The following is a 17,206-nucleotide window of genomic DNA, read 5'->3' on the forward strand; positions in this document are numbered from 1 at the left end:
CACTCCCCCGAATCCGACCCCGACGACAGGCACCCCACCCGATCCCGCTCCCCCCTCGTCATCGCCTCCGTCGCCGCCGCCGTGCTGCTCGTCGGAGGTGGTGGGGCGTATCTCGCGTCGTCCTCGTCGTCGTCCGGAGGTTCAGGGGACGGGACGGGGTCTACGGCCTCCGGTGCGGACGGGACTCCGCCGCCGCTAGCGCTCGACGGGTACTCCGCGGGCGGCACCGGTGGGATCGCGGTCGGGGAGCCGAATCCGTACGGTCAGACGTACCGCGCGGCGGGCACGCTGCCCGGTGGGCCGAAGTCCGCCGCCGTCTACTCTCCCGAGGGTTCGGTCACCAAGGACGATGTCGCCCGGCTCGCGAGGGCCCTCGGTGTCGTGGGGACACCGGTCGCCGAGGGGGTGTACTGGAAGGTGGGCGGCCAGGACGCGAGCGGTCCGAGTCTGCAGGTGAACAAGGCGGCGCCGGGCATGTGGACGTTCAGCCGCTACGCCCCCGGCACCGACAGCTGCACCGGCGGCACCGCCAAGTGCACGCACGATCCCGGCACTTCGACCACCACCCCGGTGAGCGCGGCCGTGGCCAAGAAGGCCGCCGCCCCGATCCTCAAGGCCGTCGGCCAGGACGACGCGAAGGTCGACGCGAGCCAACTCATGGGCGCGCAGCGGATGGTGAACGCCGAGCCGGTGATCGACGGGCTGCCCACACAGGGGTGGACCACCGGGCTCACCGTCAGCGCCCAGGGTGAAGTGGTCGGCGGGAGCGGACAGTTGGCGGAGCCCGTGAAGGGTGACGTCTATCCCGTACTGAGCGCGGACAAGACGCTGGGCCTGATGAACGCGGCGCCGAAGACCGATCACCGTATGGGCATCGGCGGCTGCGCCAGTCCCGTACCGCTCAAGGACCGGCTGGAGGCGCCCTGCGGACAGGCCACCGACGCCGCCTCGGCCTCCGCGACGCCCACACAGGCCGCGGCCACCGTCGAGGACGCGGTGTTCGGGCTCGCCGTGCACTCCGTGAGCGGGCGGCAGACTCTGGTGCCGTCGTGGCTGTTCGAGGTGCGCGGGTCGAGCGGGCAGGACAACTACACCGTGACGTATCCGGCGATCGACCCGACGTATCTGGCCTCGGCCGACACGCCCACTCCTACGGCGAGTTCGACGTCCACCGCGGCGCCGCACGACGTCAAGGCGGACGGTTACAAGGCCGACGGGAAGGGTCTCACCGTGGCCTTCACCGGCGGGGTGTGCGACGACTACAAGGTGTCGGCCGTGGAGAGTTCGGACAAGGTGACGGTCACGGTGACCGCCACGCCCTGGCCGGACAAGGTCTGCATCCTGATCGCCAAGATGTACCACCAGACCGTGCAGTTGAAGGCGCCGCTCGGTGACCGGGCGGTCGTGGGGCCGGACGGCACGAAGATCCCCGTGGAGCAGAAGGTGGAGGTGGGGGCAGGACCCTCACTGGCCCGCTGAGCGTCGTACGGGGACCGAACCAGCCCTCGCGGGCACCGGAAAAGCCCGAAGGCGGCGACCCTGTCGGAGGGGGCCGCCGCCTTCGCCTTGCTCAACCGCCTTGCGGGGTTGCTCAACCGCCGTGCGGGGTTTAGCTGAACGAGTCGCCGCAGGCGCAGGAGCCCGTCGCGTTCGGGTTGTCGATGGTGAAGCCCTGCTTCTCGATGGTGTCGACGAAGTCGATGGAGGCGCCGCCCAGGTACGGGGCGCTCATCCGGTCGGTGACGACCTTGACGCCGCCGAAGTCCTTGACGACATCGCCGTCGAGGGAGCGCTCGTCGAAGAAGAGCTGGTAACGCAGGCCGGAGCAGCCGCCGGGCTGGACGGCGACACGCAGGGCCAGATCCTCACGGCCTTCCTGGTCGAGCAGGGCCTTGACCTTCGCCGCGGCGGCGTCGGACAGAAGGATGCCGTCGGTGACGGTGCTGGTCTCGTCCGATACGGACATCTACATCTCTCCCGGGTTGTACGGAGACTGCTTGCCGACATTTCAACCGGCGTGACCGCGGATTCATTCCGGGCCGGGTGGCGTTCTTTTCGCCTGTATCTCTTCTGCTCTCCCATCCATGCTCGCACACCCCCGCAAGGCCCCTCGCCGGGCGCGTATCGAGCGACCGCCGGGATTGATGTCACATCGACGCTATGGGCATCGTCAAACTGACGTGAAGCAGTTATGATAGATAACGTCAATTCGACGAAAAGGCTTGTCTGTCAGAACAGAAAGGGTGCGTGTCGTGACCACCGCCCAGACCCAGGAGCTCGACGTTCAGCCGACGCCCCTCGCCCTGCTGCTGCTCGGCCGTGAGGCCGACCCGAGGAGCGAGCGCGGTGTCGAATGCCCCGGCGACCTGCCCTCGCCGTCCGACCCGGACCTGGTCGAGCGGGCCCGCGCCGCCAAGGAGAAGCTCGGCGACAAGGTCTTCGTGCTCGGCCACCACTACCAGCGCGACGAGGTCATCCAGTTCGCCGATGTCACGGGCGACTCCTTCAAGCTGGCCCGGGACGCGGCCGCGCGCCCGGAGGCCGAGTACATCGTGTTCTGCGGTGTGCACTTCATGGCGGAGTCCGCGGACATCCTGACCGGCGACGAGCAGAAGGTCGTCCTGCCGGACCTCGCGGCCGGCTGCTCGATGGCCGACATGGCCACCGCCGAGCAGGTCGCCGAGTGCTGGGACGTGCTGACCGACGCCGGCATAGCCGAGCGGGTCGTGCCGGTGTCGTACATGAACTCGTCCGCCGACATCAAGGCGTTCACGGGCAAGCACGGCGGCACGATCTGCACCTCCTCGAACGCCGAGCGGGCCCTTGAGTGGGCCTTCGAGCAGGGCGAGCAGGTGCTGTTCCTGCCCGACCAGCACCTCGGGCGCAACACGGCCGTCCGCGACCTGGGCATGAGCCTGGAGGACTGCGTCCTCTACAACCCGCACAAGCCCAACGGGGGCCTCACCGTTGAGCAGTTGAGGGCCGCCAAGATGATCCTGTGGCGCGGGCACTGCTCGGTGCACGGCCGCTTCTCGCTGGAGTCGGTGGAGGACGTACGGGCCCGGATCCCGGGTGTCAACGTCCTCGTGCACCCCGAGTGCAAGAACGAGGTCGTGAGCGCGGCGGACTACGTCGGCTCAACCGAGTACATCATCAAGGCACTTGAGGCGGCCCCGGCCGGTTCCAAGTGGGCCATCGGCACCGAGCTGAATCTCGTACGACGGCTCGCGAACCGTTTCGCGCCCGAGGGCAAGGAGATCGTCTTCCTCGACAAGACGGTCTGCTTCTGCTCGACGATGAACCGCATCGACCTCCCCCACCTGGTCTGGACCCTGGAGTCCCTCGCCGAGGGCAACCTGGTCAACCGCATCGAGGTGGACAAGGAGACGGAGGCGTTCGCCAAGCTCGCGCTGGAGCGGATGCTGGCGCTGCCGTAGCCGTACCGGGCTACTCCACCCGCGGCCGGACCAGGCCCGACTCGTAGGCGATGACGACGAGTTGGGCCCGGTCGCGGGCGCCCAGTTTGGACATGGCGCGGTTGACGTGGGTCTTCACCGTCAGCGGGCTGACCTCCAGGCGTTCGGCGATCTCGTCGTTCGAGAAGCCGCCGGCGACCTGGACGAGGACCTCGCGTTCGCGCACGGTGAGGGCTTCGAGGCGTTCGGCGCGGGCCGGGTCGCGGTCGTCGTCCAGGTCGCCCTGGGCGAGGAAACGGGCGATCAGGCCCTTGGTGGCCACGGGAGACAGCAGGGCTTCTCCGGCTGCGGCGACCCTGATCGCGCTGAGCAATTCCTCGGGTTCCGAGCCCTTGCCGAGGAAGCCGGACGCGCCCGCGCGCAGCGACTGGACCACGTAGTCGTCGACCTCGAAGGTCGTCAGTATGACGACCCGGACATGGGCCAGCGACGGGTCGGCGCTGATCATGCGGGTGGCCGCGAGACCGTCCGTGCCGGGCATGCGGATGTCCATCAGCACGACGTCGGCCCGCTCCTCCTTCGCCAGCCGTACGGCCTGCGCACCGTCCGCAGCCTCTCCCACGACCTCCATGTCGGGCTCCGAGTCGACGAGTACGCGGAAGGCGCTGCGCAGCAGGGCCTGGTCGTCGGCGAGCAGGACACGGATCGTCGTCATACGGGGTCCCCCGAGGCGCGTGGGCGGGTCTTGACCGGCAGGATCGCATGGACGCGGAAGCCGCCTCCGTACCGGGGACCGGTGGTGAGGGTGCCGCGCAGGGCGGTGACGCGCTCGCGCATGCCGAGTAGGCCGTGGCCGCCGCCGGAGTCGGGGTCGTGGTCCTCGCCGGAGCCGTTGTCGAGGACGGTGACCTCGACGTTCGGGCCCACGCGGACGACGCTGACCTCGGCCTTCGCCTCCGTACCGGCGTGTTTCTGCACGTTGGTGAGGGCTTCCTGGATGACGCGGTAGGCGGCCAGGTCGACGGCGGCGGGGAGGGTGGTGCCGTTGTCGGCGCGGGCGACCAGGACCTGGAGGCCGGCGCTGCGGAAGGTGCCGGCGAGTTCTTCGAGGCGGTCGAGGCCCGGGGCCGGTTCGGTGGGCGCCTCGGGGTCGCCGGACTGGCGCAACAGGCCGACGGTGGCGCGGAGTTCGTTGAGCGCGGAGCGGCTGGCCTCGCGTACGTGCGCGAGGGCCTCCTTGGCCTGGTCGGGCCGCTTGTCCATGACGTGCGCGGCGACTCCGGCCTGCACGTTGACCAGGGCGATGTGGTGGGCGACCACGTCGTGCAGGTCCCGGGCGATGCGCAGCCGTTCCTCGGCGACCCTTCGGCGGGCCTCCTCCTCGCGGGTGCGCTCGGCCCGTTCGGCGCGCTCGCGGATGGCGTGCACGAATTCCTTACGGCTGCGTACGGCGTCGCCGGCGGCGGCCGCCATGCCGGTCCAGGCGAAGATGCCGAGGTTCTCCTGGGCGTACCACGGGAGGGGGCCGCCGAGCATCGCGGCGCCGGTCAGCACGGTCATCGTGAGCAGGGCGACGCGCCAGGTGGTGGAGCGGTCGGTGCTGACGGCGACGGTGAACAGGGCGACCACCGCGCACATCGCGACCGGGGCGCGGGGGTCGCTGGTCACGCTCTCGACGAGGGACGCGGTGGCCGTGACGGCGAGCACCAGCATGGGGGCGCGGCGGCGCTTGATCAGCGCGGCGGCGCCGACCACCATCAGGATCAGGCTGAGCGGATCGGGGGTGCGGATGCCCCAGCTGACGCCGTTGTCCCCGTGGGGGTCCACGAAGGATCCGGCGACCATGCAGACGAGCACCGCGCCGGCGAGGGCCACGTCCAGCGCCGAGGGGTGTGCATTCGCTTGGCAGCGGGCTCGGTCGAAAGCGCTCATCCTGGCACCGTACGGCGTCCCTCCTGGGGGCTGAGCCCCCAGACCCCCTTCGGCCCTTGAGGGGCCTCGTCCTCAAACGCCGGACGGGCTGGATGGTGCCGGCCCGCGCTGAAAGACCATGGCCGAGAAGCACATGACCGCACAACCACGACCGACCACCGCTGTCACCCCGGGATCAAGCCGTCGTCGCTCAGCAGGTCCCGGACCTCCTCCAGTGACGCGTCCGGCGACGGGAGGATGAGTTCCGACGGCTCCAGGGAGTCGTCCGGGAGGGGGTCGCCCAGTTCGCGGACCTTGGCCAGGAGAGCCTGGAGGGTCTCGCGGAAAGCCGGGCCGTCGCCGTTCTGTACTTCCGTCAGGAGTACGTCGTCCAGCTTGTTCAGCTCGGTGAGGTGGCTGTCGGCCAGCCTCACCTGCCCCTCCCCCATGATCCGTACGATCATGTCGCCCTCCTCAGGCGTGGGCCGTCACATCACGTCACTGCTTGTCGAAGCGCGGAGCGTCCTTCGGCTGCTGGGACTGCGCCTTGTCGGTGCCGCCCTCGATCGCCTGCTGCTGAGCGGACGAACCTCCGGCCAGCTCCGCCTTCATGCGCTGAAGTTCCAGCTCTACATCCGTACCACCCGACAGCCGTTCCAGCTCGGCCTGGATGTCGTCCTTGGCCATGCCGGTCGGGTCGTCCAGGGCGCCGGAGGCGAGCAGCTCGTCGATCGCGCCGGCGCGGGCCTGGAGCTGCTGGGTCTTGTCCTCGGCGCGCTGGATGGCAAGCCCGACATCGCCCATCTCCTCGGAGATGCCGCTGAAGGCCTCGCCGATCCGGGTCTGTGCCTGGGCCGCCGTGTAGGTGGCCTTGATGGTCTCCTTCTTCGTACGGAAGGCGTCCACCTTGGCCTGGAGGCGCTGGGCCGCGAGGGTGAGCTTCTCCTCCTCGCCCTGGAGCGTGGTGTGCTGCGTCTCCAGGTCCGTCACCTGCTGCTGGAGCGCGGCCCGGCGCGAGAGCGCCTCGCGGGCCAGGTCCTCACGGCCCAGCGCGAGCGCCTTGCGGCCCTGGTCCTCCAGCTTCGAGGACTGCGACTGCAACTGGTTGAGCTGGAGCTCCAGACGCTTGCGTGACGTGGCGACGTCGGCCACACCCCGGCGCACCTTCTGAAGCAGCTCCAGCTGCTTCTGGTACGAGTAATCGAGGGTTTCGCGCGGGTCCTCGGCCCGGTCAAGGGCCTTGTTCGCCTTCGCGCGGAAGATCATCCCCATACGCTTCATGACACCGCTCATGGGCTTCGCGCGCCCCCTTCTGACGGACTCCAGCTCCAGCGACTGCAACAGAACCCACAGTACGGGCCCTGCATCCATTACCGCACTGTTCGGGGACGGATGCGCTCATCCCCAAGGACGACTGCCTACGGTCCCGCTCCGGCGTAAGGAGTAGGTGTTCCCCGGGTAACGCCCCGGAGTCGACCCTGAAGTCGACCGTCTGCGACGTCCCCCTTGTCCCGTACAGACGACTGGTGTTGCCGGATCGTTCCCCACCGGACTGGGGTCCAACCCCATGGACCCCTTACCCTTGGGTTTTGTGTTCCGTAGCCGTGCCAAGGAAGAGAAGGCAGCGCCCACCGACAAGGTGTCGCTGACCGACTCCAAGCAGCCCCGAGACCCGCAGGCCCCGAAGGGTCGGCCCACGCCCAAGCGCAGTGAGTCACAGACTCAGCGCCGCAGCGTCGCCAACACCTCGATGACGCGGAAGGACGCCTCCAAGCGTCAGCGCGACGAGCGCCGTGCGCAGATGGAGCGCCAGCGCACCGCGCTGGCCACCGGCGACGAGCGGTATCTGCCGGCCCGCGACAAGGGCCCGGTCCGCAAGTTCGCGCGTGACTACGTGGACTCGCGCGTCAACATCGCCGAGTTCTTCCTGCCGCTGGCCGTGGTGATCCTCGTGCTCAGCGTGGTGCAGATGCCCGCGCTGCAGAACATCGCGCTGCTGCTGTGGCTCGTGGTGATCATCCTGATCGTGGTCGACTCCTTCTGGAGCGCGTTCCGGCTGCGCAAGCTGCTCTCCGAGCGCTTCCCGGGCCAGAGCACCAAGGGCTCGGTCCGTTACGCCCTGATGCGCTCCCTCCAGATGCGTCGACTCCGGCTGCCGAAGCCGCAGGTCAAGCGCGGAGAGCGGCCCTGAGCGCGGATTCCTTCTCCGGGGGCGCGGCGGATGCCTGGCTGAGCAGGCTGGGCGGGCTGCGGGATGTCGTACGACAGGAGCTGGTGGCCCGGCAGCTCGACGAGCAGATAGCCGGCCGGTATCCGGTCGGACAGCGGCTGCGGGTGCTCGACGTCGGGATGGGCCAGGGCACGCAGGCGCTGCGGCTGGCCCGGGCCGGGCATCAGGTGACCGGGCTCGAACAGGAGCCGAAGATGGTCGCCGCGGCCCGTGAGGCGCTGTCCGGCGAGCCCGAGGGCATCCGGGAGCGGGTGCGGATCATCGAGGGCGACGGCCGGGACACGGGCGTGCACTTCCTCCCGGGCAGTTTCGACGTCGTGCTCTGCCATGGCGTACTCATGTACGTATCCGAGCCCGACCCGCTGCTCGCGGGGCTTGCCCGGATGCTGGCGCCGGGCGGGCTGCTGTCGCTGCTCGTACGGAACGCCGACGCGCTGGCGATGCGGCCCGGACTGTCCTGGGACTGGGCGGGCGCGCTCGCCGCGTTCGACTCGACGGCGTACCGCAACCGGCTGGGCCTCGATGTGCGGGCCGACCGGCTGGACACGCTCACCGCGACGCTGGCGGGGATCGGGGCGCCGCTTCAGGCCTGGTACGGCGTGCGGGTCTTCACCGACACCGCTCCCGAAGGGGTCGAGATCCCGGCGGACGTCGAGTCGCTGCTGGCCGCCGAGGAGCGGGCCGGGCGGACGGATCCGTATCGGGCGGTGGCGGCGCTGCTGCATCTGTGCGGCGTGCGGGGCTGACGGCGCGCCCCTGACCCGGGGCCCGTTCGGGTCAGCAGTACAAGCCGGATATTCACCCCAAAGAGACACTCGGCGTATGGACTCTCCCCGTACCCGTAGCCGTGTCCTCCGGCCCGTGGCTCTCCTCGCCTCTCTCGCCTGTTCGCTCGCGTTGGTCGCCGGATGTGCCGACTCCGGGTCGTCGTCCTCGTCGTCCTCGTCGTCCTCGTCGAAGAAGGGCGCCACGACCGCCCAGGCCGCCGTGCCCATGGCCAGCGATGATCTCCAGAACGACTACCTGAAGGTGATCAAGGAGGTCCTGCCGTCGGTCGTGCAGATCCAGGCCAGCAGTGATCTGGGGTCGGGGGTCGTGTACGACGACCAGGGGCACATCGTCACCAACGCGCACGTCGTCGGGGACGAGAAGACCTTCAAGGTGACCACCGCGAACAGCGAGGACGTGCTCACCGCCCAGCTCGTGTACTCGTATCCCGCGCAGGACCTGGCCGTCGTCAAGCTGGACAAGGTGCCGGACGGGCTGAAGGCGGCGACCTTCGCCGACTCCTCCAAGGTCGAGGTGGGGCAGATCGTCCTCGCCATGGGCTCACCGCTGGGGCTGTCGTCCAGCGTGACGCAGGGCATCGTGTCGGCGACCGGACGGACCGTCAGCGAGGGCAGTACCGGGGGAGGTACGGGCGCGACCATCGCCAACATGGTGCAGACCTCGGCCGCGATCAACCCCGGCAACAGCGGGGGCGCGCTCGTCAATCTGAACGGGCAGGTCATCGGCATCCCGACCCTCGCCGCGACCGACCCCAACTTCGGGGGCGGTGCCGCGCCCGGTATCGGGTTCGCGATCCCGTCCTCGATGGTGAAGACGGTCGCCGACCAGATCGTCAAGGACGGCAAGGTCACCGACTCGGGGCGGGCCGCGCTCGGGATCACCGCCCGAACGGTCGTCGACGACAGCTACCAGGCCGCCGGGGTCGCCGTGGTCGAGGTGAAGAGCGGCGGGGCCGCCGACAAGGCCGGCATCCGGGCCGGCGACATCATCACGCGGCTCGGCGACACGGACATCACCACGATCACCTCGTTGTCGGAGGCGCTGGCGGCCGACAAGCCGGGGCAGAAGACGACGGTGACGTACTCGCGGAACGGGGCGTCCAAGAAGGTCGATGTGACGCTGGGCGAGCAGTAGCCCCGCCGGGAACGAGGTGAGGGCGGCCGGTGCCTTCTCCGGCCGCCCCCACCCGCGCTGTCCTGCTCCTACGACGGGTCAGGCGTCCTCGGCGTGGAGGCTCATCGGACCGTAGATCTGTGTGTCGTCCTCGGAGAGGAACACCTGGTCCGCGCCGCCCGCGACGAGTTCCTTCCACACTTCGCCGAGCCAGGACTCCGCGTCCCCCTGTGTGGTGAACTCCTCCGGCGTGACCGCGGGTTCGACCTCGGTCCCGTCGGACTTCTCGAACCGCCAGATCCATGCCGCCATCTACGCCTCCAAAGTCTGAGCGCGTGCAGAGCAGAAGCCGGATCTTGGTCCGGCTTCTGCTGAGCAGCCTATTCGCTCCGCTGGGTTAGTGGGGGGTGAGCTGCGGATATTCGGTCGGATGCGGGTTGGTGGGGCTGGTTGCGCCCACGCGGCGGAGCCGCATATGTCACAGTCCCGCGCCCCTCAGGTGAGACCAAGGCGCGCATGTTCATGGGTGACCGGTGAAAATCGAACCTGTGGAACTGACTCTGCTCGGCACCGGTGCCCCCGCTGGACTCCCGCAGCCCGACTGCCCCTGCGCTGCCTGCGCCTTGTCGCTCGGGGTGGACGCGCGGGCCGCGACCGCCGTGCTCGTCGACGGGACGTTGTTGCTCGATCTGACGCCTGGTGCGGCCTTCGCCGCGGCTCGGGCCGGGCATTCGCTCGGGGGCGTACGGCAGGTGCTGTTGTCGCATCCGCACGACGGGCCCGCCGTGGAGGTGCCGGCGGGGCTGCCGCAGCCGGGGCGGGTGCCGGACGGGCGGGAGTTGGCGTTGTTGACGGGGCATCGGGTGCGGGCGGTGGCGATGGACGCGCCCGGTACCGGGTACGCGGTCACCGGCCCGGACGGGCAGCGGGTGCTGTATCTGCCGCCGGGGGGTGCGCCGGCCGGGTTGGAGGAGGGGGCCGTCCCCTCGTACGACATGGTGCTCGCCGATGTCGTGGGGCGGCCGGACGCGCTGGCCAAGCTGCGGGCGGTGGGGGCGATGGGGCCCGCGACGGATGTCATCGCCGTACATCTCGATCATGACGTGGCGCCGGGGGCCGAGTTGACGCGGCGGCTGGCCGCCGTGGGGGCGCGGGCCGTGCCGGACGGGACGACCTTGACCGTGGGGGTGTACGAGGACGTGCCGGATGTGCCGCGGCGGACGCTGGTGCTGGGCGGGGCGCGGTCCGGGAAGTCGGTCGAGGCGGAGCGGCGGCTGGAGGCGTTCCCCGATGTGCTGTACGTCGCGACCGGCGGCTCGCGCAACGGGGACACCGAGTGGGCCTCCCGGGTCTCCGCGCACCGGGAGCGGCGGCCGGGGTCGTGGCGTACGGCGGAGACGTGCGACCTGGTGCCGTTGCTGGCGGAGGACGGGCCGCCGTTGCTCATCGACTGTCTGTCGCTGTGGCTGACGGACGCCATGGACTCCGTGGGGGCGTGGGACGACACGGAGTGGGGGGACGGCGGGGAGAAGCAACTGCGGGAGCGGGTAAGGGAGTTGACGGCGGCGGTGCGGGCCACGCGGCGAACCCTGGTCGCCGTGTCGAACGAGGTGGGTTCGGGGATCGTGCCGGCGACCGCGTCCGGGCGCCGGTACCGGGACGAGCTGGGGCGGTTGAACGCCGCGGTCGCCGGTGAGTGCGAGCACGTGTTGCTGGTGGTGGCGGGGCAGGCGCTCGCCCTGCGCGGCTAGGGCTGCTGTTTTCTGCGGGCGATCAGGCGTCGCGGGGGCGGGAAGCGGTCCGGGACCCGGCGGGCTTCCGTGACGAACTCGCAGTCGTGGGGCTCCAGTTGGGTGCGCAGGTGGTCCGGGTTGCCTTCCAGCAGGAGGAGGCCGCCGGGGCGCAGGACGGTGAGGGCGGCGCGGAGTTCGGCGGCGGGGTCGGGGGCGGGCGATCGGTCCCGGAGGAGGGTGACGACGTCGTAGCGGGCCTGGAGGGCGGAGGTGATGTGCGGGTCCGTCAGATGGCCCGCGTGGGCCTCCTCGATGCGTTCGGCGGCGCGGGCGCGGACGACTCGGGGGGTGGGGTCGAGACCGTCGAAGGACGTGTACGGGAAGAGTTCCTTCGCCGTCTCGGGGAAGTGGGCGTCGCCCGTGCCGACGTCGAGCCAGCTCTCCGGTTCGGGGAGGAGCCGCAGGATCGCGCGGGCCAGCGCGCGGTGGCGGCGGCGCGCGTCGAGGGTGCTGACGCGCGTGTTGACGCGGGTGCGCAGGCTGTTCATGGGCGGCTCCCGGAGACGTACGACAATACGGTGCAAAACGATACGTACGGGATCCCGATCTTGAGGGCAAGGACGTCCGGGGCGCGTGGTGGCCATGTGGCGCTGTCGCGTTCGATCGCTGCCGGTACTGTTCGGCGAATGAGCTCGCTTAATCTCGACGACTTCACCGATCTGATCGAGCGCCCCGACGGCGGTGTACGCCGTGACGCGGAGGCGCGCCGCGAACGTCAGATCGTGCCGCCCGGGTCGCTGGGGCGGCTCGACGACCTGGGTGAGTGGTTGGCGGCGGCGCAGGGCGCCGTACCGGTACGGCCGGTGGAGCGGCCGCGGGTGGTGTTGTTCGCGGGCGACCACGGGATCGCCGCACTCGGTGTGTCGGCCCGACCGGCGGGCAGCGCCGGGGAGTTGGTGCGGTCGGTGCTGGAGGGCGGCAGCCCGGCGGCGGTGCTCGCGCGGCGGCTCGGGGTGCCGGTACGGATCGTGGACATGGCCCTGGACTGCGAGCCGGGCTCGCTGCCGGACGAGGTCGTGAAGCACCGGGTACGGCGGGGCAGCGGGCGGATCGACATCGAGGACGCGCTGACGCTGGAGGAGGCGACGGCCGCGTTCGAGGCGGGCGTCGCCGTCGCGAACGAGGAAGCCGACTCCGGTACGGATCTGGTGGTCCTCGGTGATGTGAGCGTCGGCGGTACGACCCCGGCCTCCGTGCTGATCGCCGCGCTGTGCGGCACCGACGCGTCCGTCGTCACCGGGCGGGGCGGCCTCGCGATCGACGACCTGGCGTGGATGCGCAAGTGCGCGGCGATCCGGGACGCGCTGCGGCGGGCCCGGCCGGTGCTGGGCGACCAGTTGCAGCTGCTGGCGACGGTGGGCGGGGCCGACCTCGCCGCGATGACCGGGTTCCTGTTGCAGAGTGCCGTACGGAAGCTGCCGGTGATCCTGGACGGCGTCGTGGCCGCCGCGTGCGCGCTGGTGGGCCAGCGGGTCGCCTTCCGGGCCCCGGACTGGTGGCTGGCCGGCCAGAACAGCGGCGAGCCGGGCCAGGCGAAGGCCCTGGACCGGATGGCCCTGGAACCCCTCCTCGACCACGGCGTGACCGTCGGCGAGGGCGCGGGAGCACTGCTGGCCCTGCCCCTGGTACAGGCCGCGGCGGCGCTGGCGGCCGAACTCCCGCTCAAGCGGGACGAGTTGGCGGAACCGGAGGAGTCGGCTGAGCCGGAGAAGTCAGCGGAGCCCGCCTCTTCCGTGGAGGCCGTTGCTGCTGCGGAGCCGCCTGTCTCTGTTACGGAGCCGGAGGGTGCCGCCCGTCCGGAGCGGGCCGTAGAGCCGGAGAGCGCCGCGAGGTCGGAACAGGCCGCGAGGCCGGAGGCGGCCGTCGGCCCGGAGAAGACCGCAGGCCAGGAACCGGCCGCAGGCCCGGAGAAGACCGGGGACCCGGTCAAGTCCGAGACGCCGATCGACGCGGAGACGCCCGTCGGCGTCGGGACACCAGCCGACGCGCAGAAGCCTGCCGAGGCCGAGAAGCCTGCCGGCATCGAGAAGTCTGCGCAGGCCGAGAAGCCCGCCGACGTCGAGAAGCCCCAGGAGTGACCTGGGTGTGACCCGGGTGTGATCGTTGCGGCGACGGAAAAGAACTGTTCGCCGCAACAACGCCCATATGATCCTCCTTCATGGGAGATGTCCGGGTCGGGCCCGTTCAGGAACGTCACAGCACAGGCGCCTCGCGGCGGGCCGCGGCCTTCGCCGTCTGGTATCTGCGGGCCGTCGCGTTCATCAACTTCCTCAGCGCGGCGTGGGTTTCGCTGGGGCAGGACGTACGACGGCACAACCAGGAGAACTTCTTCACGCCGTATCTGCTGACCGCCGGCTTCGCCTCCGGCGTGTTCACGGCGTTCCTCGCCATCACCATGCGGCGCCGCAAACGCGCCGCGTGGATCCTGAACCTGGTGGTCAGCGGGCTGTTCCTCGCGCTGTTCGGGTTCGCCATGTCGTTCCAGGAGATCCGCCAGTACCCGCAGAACTGGATCTCCCTGGGGCTGACCGCCGCGTTCGTCGCCGCGCTGGTGGTGGGGCGACGGGAGTTCTACGCGAAGGGCGACCGGTCCAACCCCCGGCTCGCCGCCGTCGTCGCCGTCGGCGGGACCCTGGTCGCCTCGCTGCTGGCCGCACTCCTGGTGACGGTCACCAACCAGGCGCACGACGCGTCCCGTTCGACGTTCCTGGAGCGCTGGCACTACGGCTCGTTCCGACTGGTATCCATCGCCGCCCCGGAGAATCGCTTCCCCGGCATCTGGACCCCGAACTGGGCCAACGTCGCCATCAACGTCCTCAGCACGGTCCTGGTCCTCGCCGTGTTCTACGCCGCGTTCCGCTCCCGGCGCGCCGTCGACCCGCTCACCGAGGACGACGAGAAGAAGCTGCGGGCGCTGCTGGAGCGTCAGGGCGAGCGGGACTCGCTCGGGTACTTCGCGCTGCGCCGGGAGAAGAGCGTGGTGTGGTCGCCGACCGGCAAGGCGGCCGTCGCGTACCGGGTCGTCGGCGGGGTGTCCCTCGCGTCCGGTGACCCGATCGGCGACCCGGAGGCGTGGCCCGGCGCGATCGAGCCGTGGCTCGCGGAGGCGCGGGTTCACGGATGGATTCCGGCCGTCATGGGAGCGAGCGAGGAAGCCGGCACCGTCTACGCGCGGCACGGGCTCGACGCCCTCGAACTCGGGGACGAAGCCCTCGTCGAGGTCGCCGAGTTCACGCTGGAGGGACGCGCCATGCGGACCGTACGGCAGGCCTACAACCGGGTGAAGCGCGCCGGGTACACCGTGCGGATCCGGCGCCACGAGGACATTCCGGTGGACGAGATGGCGTATCTGCTGAAGCGCGCCGACGACTGGCGCGACGGAGCCACCGAGCGCGGCTTCAGCATGGCGCTGGGGCGGCTCGGGGACCCCGACGACGGGCGGTGCGTGATGCTCGAATGCACCGATGGGGAGGGCGAGTTGAGGGCGGTGCTGTCCTTCGTGCCCTGGGGTCCGCACGGGCTGTCCCTCGACCTGATGCGCCGCGACCGCGACTCCGACAACGGGCTCATGGAGTTCATGGTGATCGAACTCCTCCGCCGCGCCCAGGAAATCGGAATCACCCAGGTTTCGCTCAACTTCGCCATGTTTCGTTCGGTCTTTGAACGGGGGGCGCGGATCGGCGCCGGACCGGTGCTGCGGCTGTGGAGGTCACTCCTCAGCTTCTTCTCCCGGTGGTGGCAGATCGAGTCGCTGTACCGCGCCAACGCCAAGTACCGGCCCATCTGGGAACCCCGGTTCCTGCTCTTCGAGAAGAGCGCGGACCTGCTGCGCATCGGCCTCGCGTCGGCGCGGGCGGAGGGGTTCCTGGAGGCGCCGGGACTGCCGAAGTGGCTGCACCGCAAGCACCTGGAGACGCACAGATGAACCGCCTCGCCCGCTGGATGCGCGCCGAATGGGGACTGCTCTACGTCACCGTGCGCGAGCCGCTGTTGAAGCGGCACTGGCGGGCGATCCCGATGACGATCGGGGCGGTGCTGCTGACGGCGGTGCTTCAATTCGTGCAGAACCAGTCGTGGGGCTATCAGTTCGTGCAGGACACCGGCGCGGTCCGGGCCGTCGATCCGCTGTGGCTGGCCCTCCTGCGCACCCCGCTCTCCCTCTTCGTACCGGCCCTCGACCTCCCCGTGTGGGGCGCCCTGGCCCAGATCCTCTTCGTCTTCGGCATCGCGGAGATCTGCCTCGGCCGCTGGCGCACCCTGGTCATCGCCTACGCCGCGACCCTCGCCGGCACGCTGTACGCGCGGCTGGGGATCTGGCTCGGCTTCGACAACCCGTTCGGGCTGCCCAGCTCCGACCGGCTGGTCGTGGACACGGGCCCCTCGGCCGCGGTGGTCGGCCTCGCGGTGTTCGTCGCGTGGCGCTACGGCGCGTACGCGACGGCGCTCGCGGTGACCGGCGCGATGGCGATCGAGGTGCTGCTGAAGGGCAACCTCGCGGGCAAGGAGCATCTCGCGGCGATCATCGCGGTCGGGGTGCTGTGTCTGGTGTCGGCGGTACGGCACCGGCGAGGCGGGTTCTGGTCGGGGGCGGGTCCGCTGTCACGGTGAGGGCACCCAACTGCACCGGGGACCCTGTCCCTTCTCACCGCCGCCCAGGAATCTGTACCGGCACCGGGTCCGGCTTCCCCCCGATCCAGTCCTGGAAGGCGCGGCGCGGGCCCGCCCAGCGGCGGTCGTGGTGGTAGGCGCGGAGCGTGGAGCGGGCCCGGGCCCGGTGGCGGCGGGTGCGGTAGAAGCGCTTGGCCCAGGGGGAGCCCGGGCGGGCCAGCCGGACCGCGCCGATGAAGGCGACCAGCGGGACCAGCACGCCGAAGACCGCCATGCGGGCCTTGCCCTTGCTCAGGGCGATCAGGGAGAAGAAGAAGTTCACCGCGACGCTCACGATCACGCTCGCCCGGTCGTGGAGTTCGGAGTCGGTGAGGTCGTTGACCCCGAACGGCGAGAAACCGGCGAGGACGAAGCCGACCAGGGCCGCCGTGAGCACGACCGCCTCGACGCTCTTGCGGCCCGCCTCGGTCCAGTACACGTCGTCGAGGTAGAGGATCAGCGCGAACTCGTCGAGCACCAGGCCCGCGCCGATCCCGAAGACGATCGCGAACAGCGCCGATCCGACGCCGTAGCGCGTGCTGGCCACCGCGCCGAAGCCGCCGAGCACGGTGAGGACGACCCCCGGGACGACGTGGTGGATGTGCACGTCGCCGGCCTTGATGTTGCCGAAGGGGCCCTTGCCCGCGCGGATCAGCCGGGTGATGACACGGGTGATGAGGAAGGTCAGGACGAAGGCGGTGAGCGCGAGGAGCAGGGGCAGCTTGCCCGGCTCGACGATGTTGCGGTGCAGCCAATGTCCCATATGTGCACTTTAACGATGGCCGCCGGCAGCGCTTCCCGGACCGCCGGGTAACCTGCGCCGGTGTCCAAGACCCCGCCCCTCGACGGCCTCCGCTTCGCGTTCGGCACGCTGACCGTCCTCCCGGTCAGGGTCACCCGCTGGGACCGGGAGGCCGCGCGTGCCGGAATGATGGCGGCGCCGGTTGTCGGGATGGTCGTCGGCTCCTGCGCCGCGGGGCTCGGACTGTTGCTCCTCTTCCTGGGCGCGGACCCGCTGCTCGCCGCGATCGCCACGGTCGCCGTGCCCGCCGTCCTCACCCGGGGCCTGCACCTGGACGGGCTCGCGGACACCGCCGACGGGCTCGGGAGCGGAAAGCCCGCGGAGGACGCGCTGCGGATCATGAAGCAGTCGGACATCGGGCCGTTCGGCGTGCTCAGTCTCGTCTTCCTCCTGCTGACCCAGGTGGCCGTGCTGACGCAGCTCTACGACGACTCGTGGGCCCGGGGTGCGGGCGCGGCGATCGTTTCCGCGATCGCCGCGCGGCTCGCGTTGACCTGGGCCGCCC

At 70.5% G+C, this 17,206-nt stretch carries 17 protein-coding genes and 1 pseudogene; 10 read left to right on the forward strand and 8 right to left on the reverse strand.

The features are described from left to right. Positions 1-1,479 (forward strand): hypothetical protein (locus tag JHN63_RS40215; protein ID WP_234478418.1); only part of this gene is annotated, 1,479 nt, incomplete at its 5' end. A gap of 130 nt (positions 1,480-1,609) precedes the next feature. Here the strand turns inward: JHN63_RS40215 and JHN63_RS40220 are convergent. Beyond that, positions 1,610-1,966, reverse strand: a complete 357-nt coding sequence (locus JHN63_RS40220; protein WP_019065032.1) for an iron-sulfur cluster assembly accessory protein — start codon at positions 1,964-1,966, stop codon at positions 1,610-1,612. 286 nt (positions 1,967-2,252) lie between these two features. Between JHN63_RS40220 and nadA the strand changes: the two genes are divergently transcribed. Continuing rightward, a complete protein-coding gene (gene nadA, locus JHN63_RS40225) occupies positions 2,253-3,437 on the forward strand; it encodes a quinolinate synthase NadA (RefSeq protein WP_200690063.1) in 1,185 nt (394 codons plus the stop codon). Positions 3,438-3,447: 10 nt separating this feature from the next. On the opposite strand, the gene JHN63_RS40230 is transcribed toward nadA, so the two are convergent. The 4 genes from JHN63_RS40230 to JHN63_RS40245 all read right to left on the reverse strand — a co-directional run bounded on the left by JHN63_RS40230 (position 3,448) and on the right by JHN63_RS40245 (position 6,620). After that, entirely contained in the window at positions 3,448-4,131 is a 684-nt protein-coding gene (locus tag JHN63_RS40230; protein ID WP_200690064.1) for a response regulator transcription factor, read from the reverse strand. Then, a complete protein-coding gene (locus JHN63_RS40235) occupies positions 4,128-5,348 on the reverse strand; it encodes a sensor histidine kinase (protein WP_200690065.1) in 1,221 nt (406 codons plus the stop codon). Before JHN63_RS40235 ends, JHN63_RS40230 begins: the two co-directional genes overlap by 4 nt. Positions 5,349-5,512: 164 nt before the next feature. Further along, the gene (locus tag JHN63_RS40240) at positions 5,513-5,791 is read right to left on the reverse strand and encodes a hypothetical protein (RefSeq protein WP_200690066.1); all 279 of its coding nucleotides are present in this window, start codon (positions 5,789-5,791) and stop codon (positions 5,513-5,515) included. A 34-nt stretch (positions 5,792-5,825) separates the two neighbouring features. Then, positions 5,826-6,620 (reverse strand): PspA/IM30 family protein, encoded by a 795-nt coding sequence (locus JHN63_RS40245; protein WP_200690067.1) that lies wholly within the window; start codon positions 6,618-6,620, stop codon positions 5,826-5,828. A 274-nt stretch (positions 6,621-6,894) separates the two neighbouring features. Between JHN63_RS40245 and JHN63_RS40250 the strand changes: the two genes are divergently transcribed. From JHN63_RS40250 to JHN63_RS40260, 3 genes are all read left to right on the forward strand, one after another. Continuing rightward, entirely contained in the window at positions 6,895-7,518 is a 624-nt protein-coding gene (locus tag JHN63_RS40250) for a DUF3043 domain-containing protein (RefSeq protein ID WP_200690068.1), read from the forward strand. 83 nt (positions 7,519-7,601) lie between these two features. Next, positions 7,602-8,303: a bifunctional 2-polyprenyl-6-hydroxyphenol methylase/3-demethylubiquinol 3-O-methyltransferase UbiG gene (locus tag JHN63_RS40255; protein ID WP_200690069.1), complete on the forward strand. Its 702-nt coding sequence runs from the start codon at positions 7,602-7,604 to the stop codon at positions 8,301-8,303. A 76-nt stretch (positions 8,304-8,379) separates the two neighbouring features. Further along, positions 8,380-9,480 carry a S1C family serine protease gene (locus JHN63_RS40260; RefSeq protein WP_200690070.1) on the forward strand — a complete coding sequence of 367 codons (1,101 nt, stop codon included), beginning with the start codon at positions 8,380-8,382 and terminating at the stop codon, positions 9,478-9,480. Positions 9,481-9,558: 78 nt separating this feature from the next. Here the strand turns inward: JHN63_RS40260 and JHN63_RS40265 are convergent, their stop codons facing one another. Further along, a complete protein-coding gene (locus JHN63_RS40265; protein WP_200690071.1) occupies positions 9,559-9,771 on the reverse strand; it encodes a hypothetical protein in 213 nt (70 codons plus the stop codon). A 236-nt stretch (positions 9,772-10,007) separates the two neighbouring features. On the opposite strand from JHN63_RS40265, the gene JHN63_RS40270 reads away from it, so the two are divergent. Next, on the forward strand, positions 10,008-11,210 hold the full coding sequence (locus tag JHN63_RS40270; protein ID WP_200690072.1) for a bifunctional adenosylcobinamide kinase/adenosylcobinamide-phosphate guanylyltransferase: 1,203 nt from the start codon (positions 10,008-10,010) through the stop codon (positions 11,208-11,210). On the opposite strand, the gene JHN63_RS40275 is transcribed toward JHN63_RS40270, so the two are convergent. Next, positions 11,207-11,740 carry a methyltransferase domain-containing protein gene (locus JHN63_RS40275; RefSeq protein WP_200690073.1) on the reverse strand — a complete coding sequence of 178 codons (534 nt, stop codon included), beginning with the start codon at positions 11,738-11,740 and terminating at the stop codon, positions 11,207-11,209. The genes JHN63_RS40270 and JHN63_RS40275 overlap by 4 nt on opposite strands. A gap of 138 nt (positions 11,741-11,878) precedes the next feature. Here JHN63_RS40275 and cobT point away from each other — a divergent pair. The 3 genes and pseudogenes from cobT to JHN63_RS40290 form a co-directional block, all read left to right on the forward strand. Continuing rightward, positions 11,879-12,956, forward strand: a pseudogene (cobT, locus tag JHN63_RS40280) (nicotinate-nucleotide--dimethylbenzimidazole phosphoribosyltransferase); the annotation flags it as partial. Between the two features lie 454 nt (positions 12,957-13,410). Beyond that, positions 13,411-15,177: a phosphatidylglycerol lysyltransferase domain-containing protein gene (locus JHN63_RS40285; RefSeq protein WP_200690074.1), complete on the forward strand. Its 1,767-nt coding sequence runs from the start codon at positions 13,411-13,413 to the stop codon at positions 15,175-15,177. Then, entirely contained in the window at positions 15,174-15,860 is a 687-nt protein-coding gene (locus JHN63_RS40290) for a hypothetical protein (RefSeq protein WP_200690075.1), read from the forward strand. The genes JHN63_RS40285 and JHN63_RS40290 overlap by 4 nt, the downstream gene beginning before the upstream one ends. A 34-nt stretch (positions 15,861-15,894) precedes the next feature. On the opposite strand, the gene JHN63_RS40295 is transcribed toward JHN63_RS40290, so the two are convergent. Further along, positions 15,895-16,662 (reverse strand): hypothetical protein, encoded by a 768-nt coding sequence (locus JHN63_RS40295; protein ID WP_200690076.1) that lies wholly within the window; start codon positions 16,660-16,662, stop codon positions 15,895-15,897. Positions 16,663-16,722: 60 nt separating this feature from the next. Between JHN63_RS40295 and JHN63_RS40300 the strand changes: the two genes are divergently transcribed. Then, positions 16,723-17,206 (forward strand): adenosylcobinamide-GDP ribazoletransferase (locus tag JHN63_RS40300; RefSeq protein WP_200690077.1); only part of this gene is annotated, 484 nt, incomplete at its 3' end.

This window comes from Streptomyces sp. MBT65, from assembly GCF_016612545.1.
GTDB lineage: Bacteria > Actinomycetota > Actinomycetes > Streptomycetales > Streptomycetaceae > Streptomyces.

Coding starts and splice junctions, on each gene's coding strand:
- JHN63_RS40275 (WP_200690073.1), bottom strand. CDS start 11,740: ATGAACAGCCTGCGCACCCGCGTCAACACGCGCGTCAGCACCCTCGAC.
- JHN63_RS40250 (WP_200690068.1), top strand. CDS start 6,895: ATGGACCCCTTACCCTTGGGTTTTGTGTTCCGTAGCCGTGCCAAGGAA.
- JHN63_RS40265 (WP_200690071.1), bottom strand. CDS start 9,771: ATGGCGGCATGGATCTGGCGGTTCGAGAAGTCCGACGGGACCGAGGTC.
- JHN63_RS40240 (WP_200690066.1), bottom strand. CDS start 5,791: ATGATCGTACGGATCATGGGGGAGGGGCAGGTGAGGCTGGCCGACAGC.
- JHN63_RS40220 (WP_019065032.1), bottom strand. CDS start 1,966: ATGTCCGTATCGGACGAGACCAGCACCGTCACCGACGGCATCCTTCTG.
- JHN63_RS40260 (WP_200690070.1), top strand. CDS start 8,380: ATGGACTCTCCCCGTACCCGTAGCCGTGTCCTCCGGCCCGTGGCTCTC.
- JHN63_RS40295 (WP_200690076.1), bottom strand. CDS start 16,662: ATGGGACATTGGCTGCACCGCAACATCGTCGAGCCGGGCAAGCTGCCC.
- JHN63_RS40235 (WP_200690065.1), bottom strand. CDS start 5,348: ATGAGCGCTTTCGACCGAGCCCGCTGCCAAGCGAATGCACACCCCTCG.
- JHN63_RS40290 (WP_200690075.1), top strand. CDS start 15,174: ATGAACCGCCTCGCCCGCTGGATGCGCGCCGAATGGGGACTGCTCTAC.
- JHN63_RS40245 (WP_200690067.1), bottom strand. CDS start 6,620: ATGAGCGGTGTCATGAAGCGTATGGGGATGATCTTCCGCGCGAAGGCG.
- JHN63_RS40230 (WP_200690064.1), bottom strand. CDS start 4,131: ATGACGACGATCCGTGTCCTGCTCGCCGACGACCAGGCCCTGCTGCGC.
- JHN63_RS40285 (WP_200690074.1), top strand. CDS start 13,411: ATGGGAGATGTCCGGGTCGGGCCCGTTCAGGAACGTCACAGCACAGGC.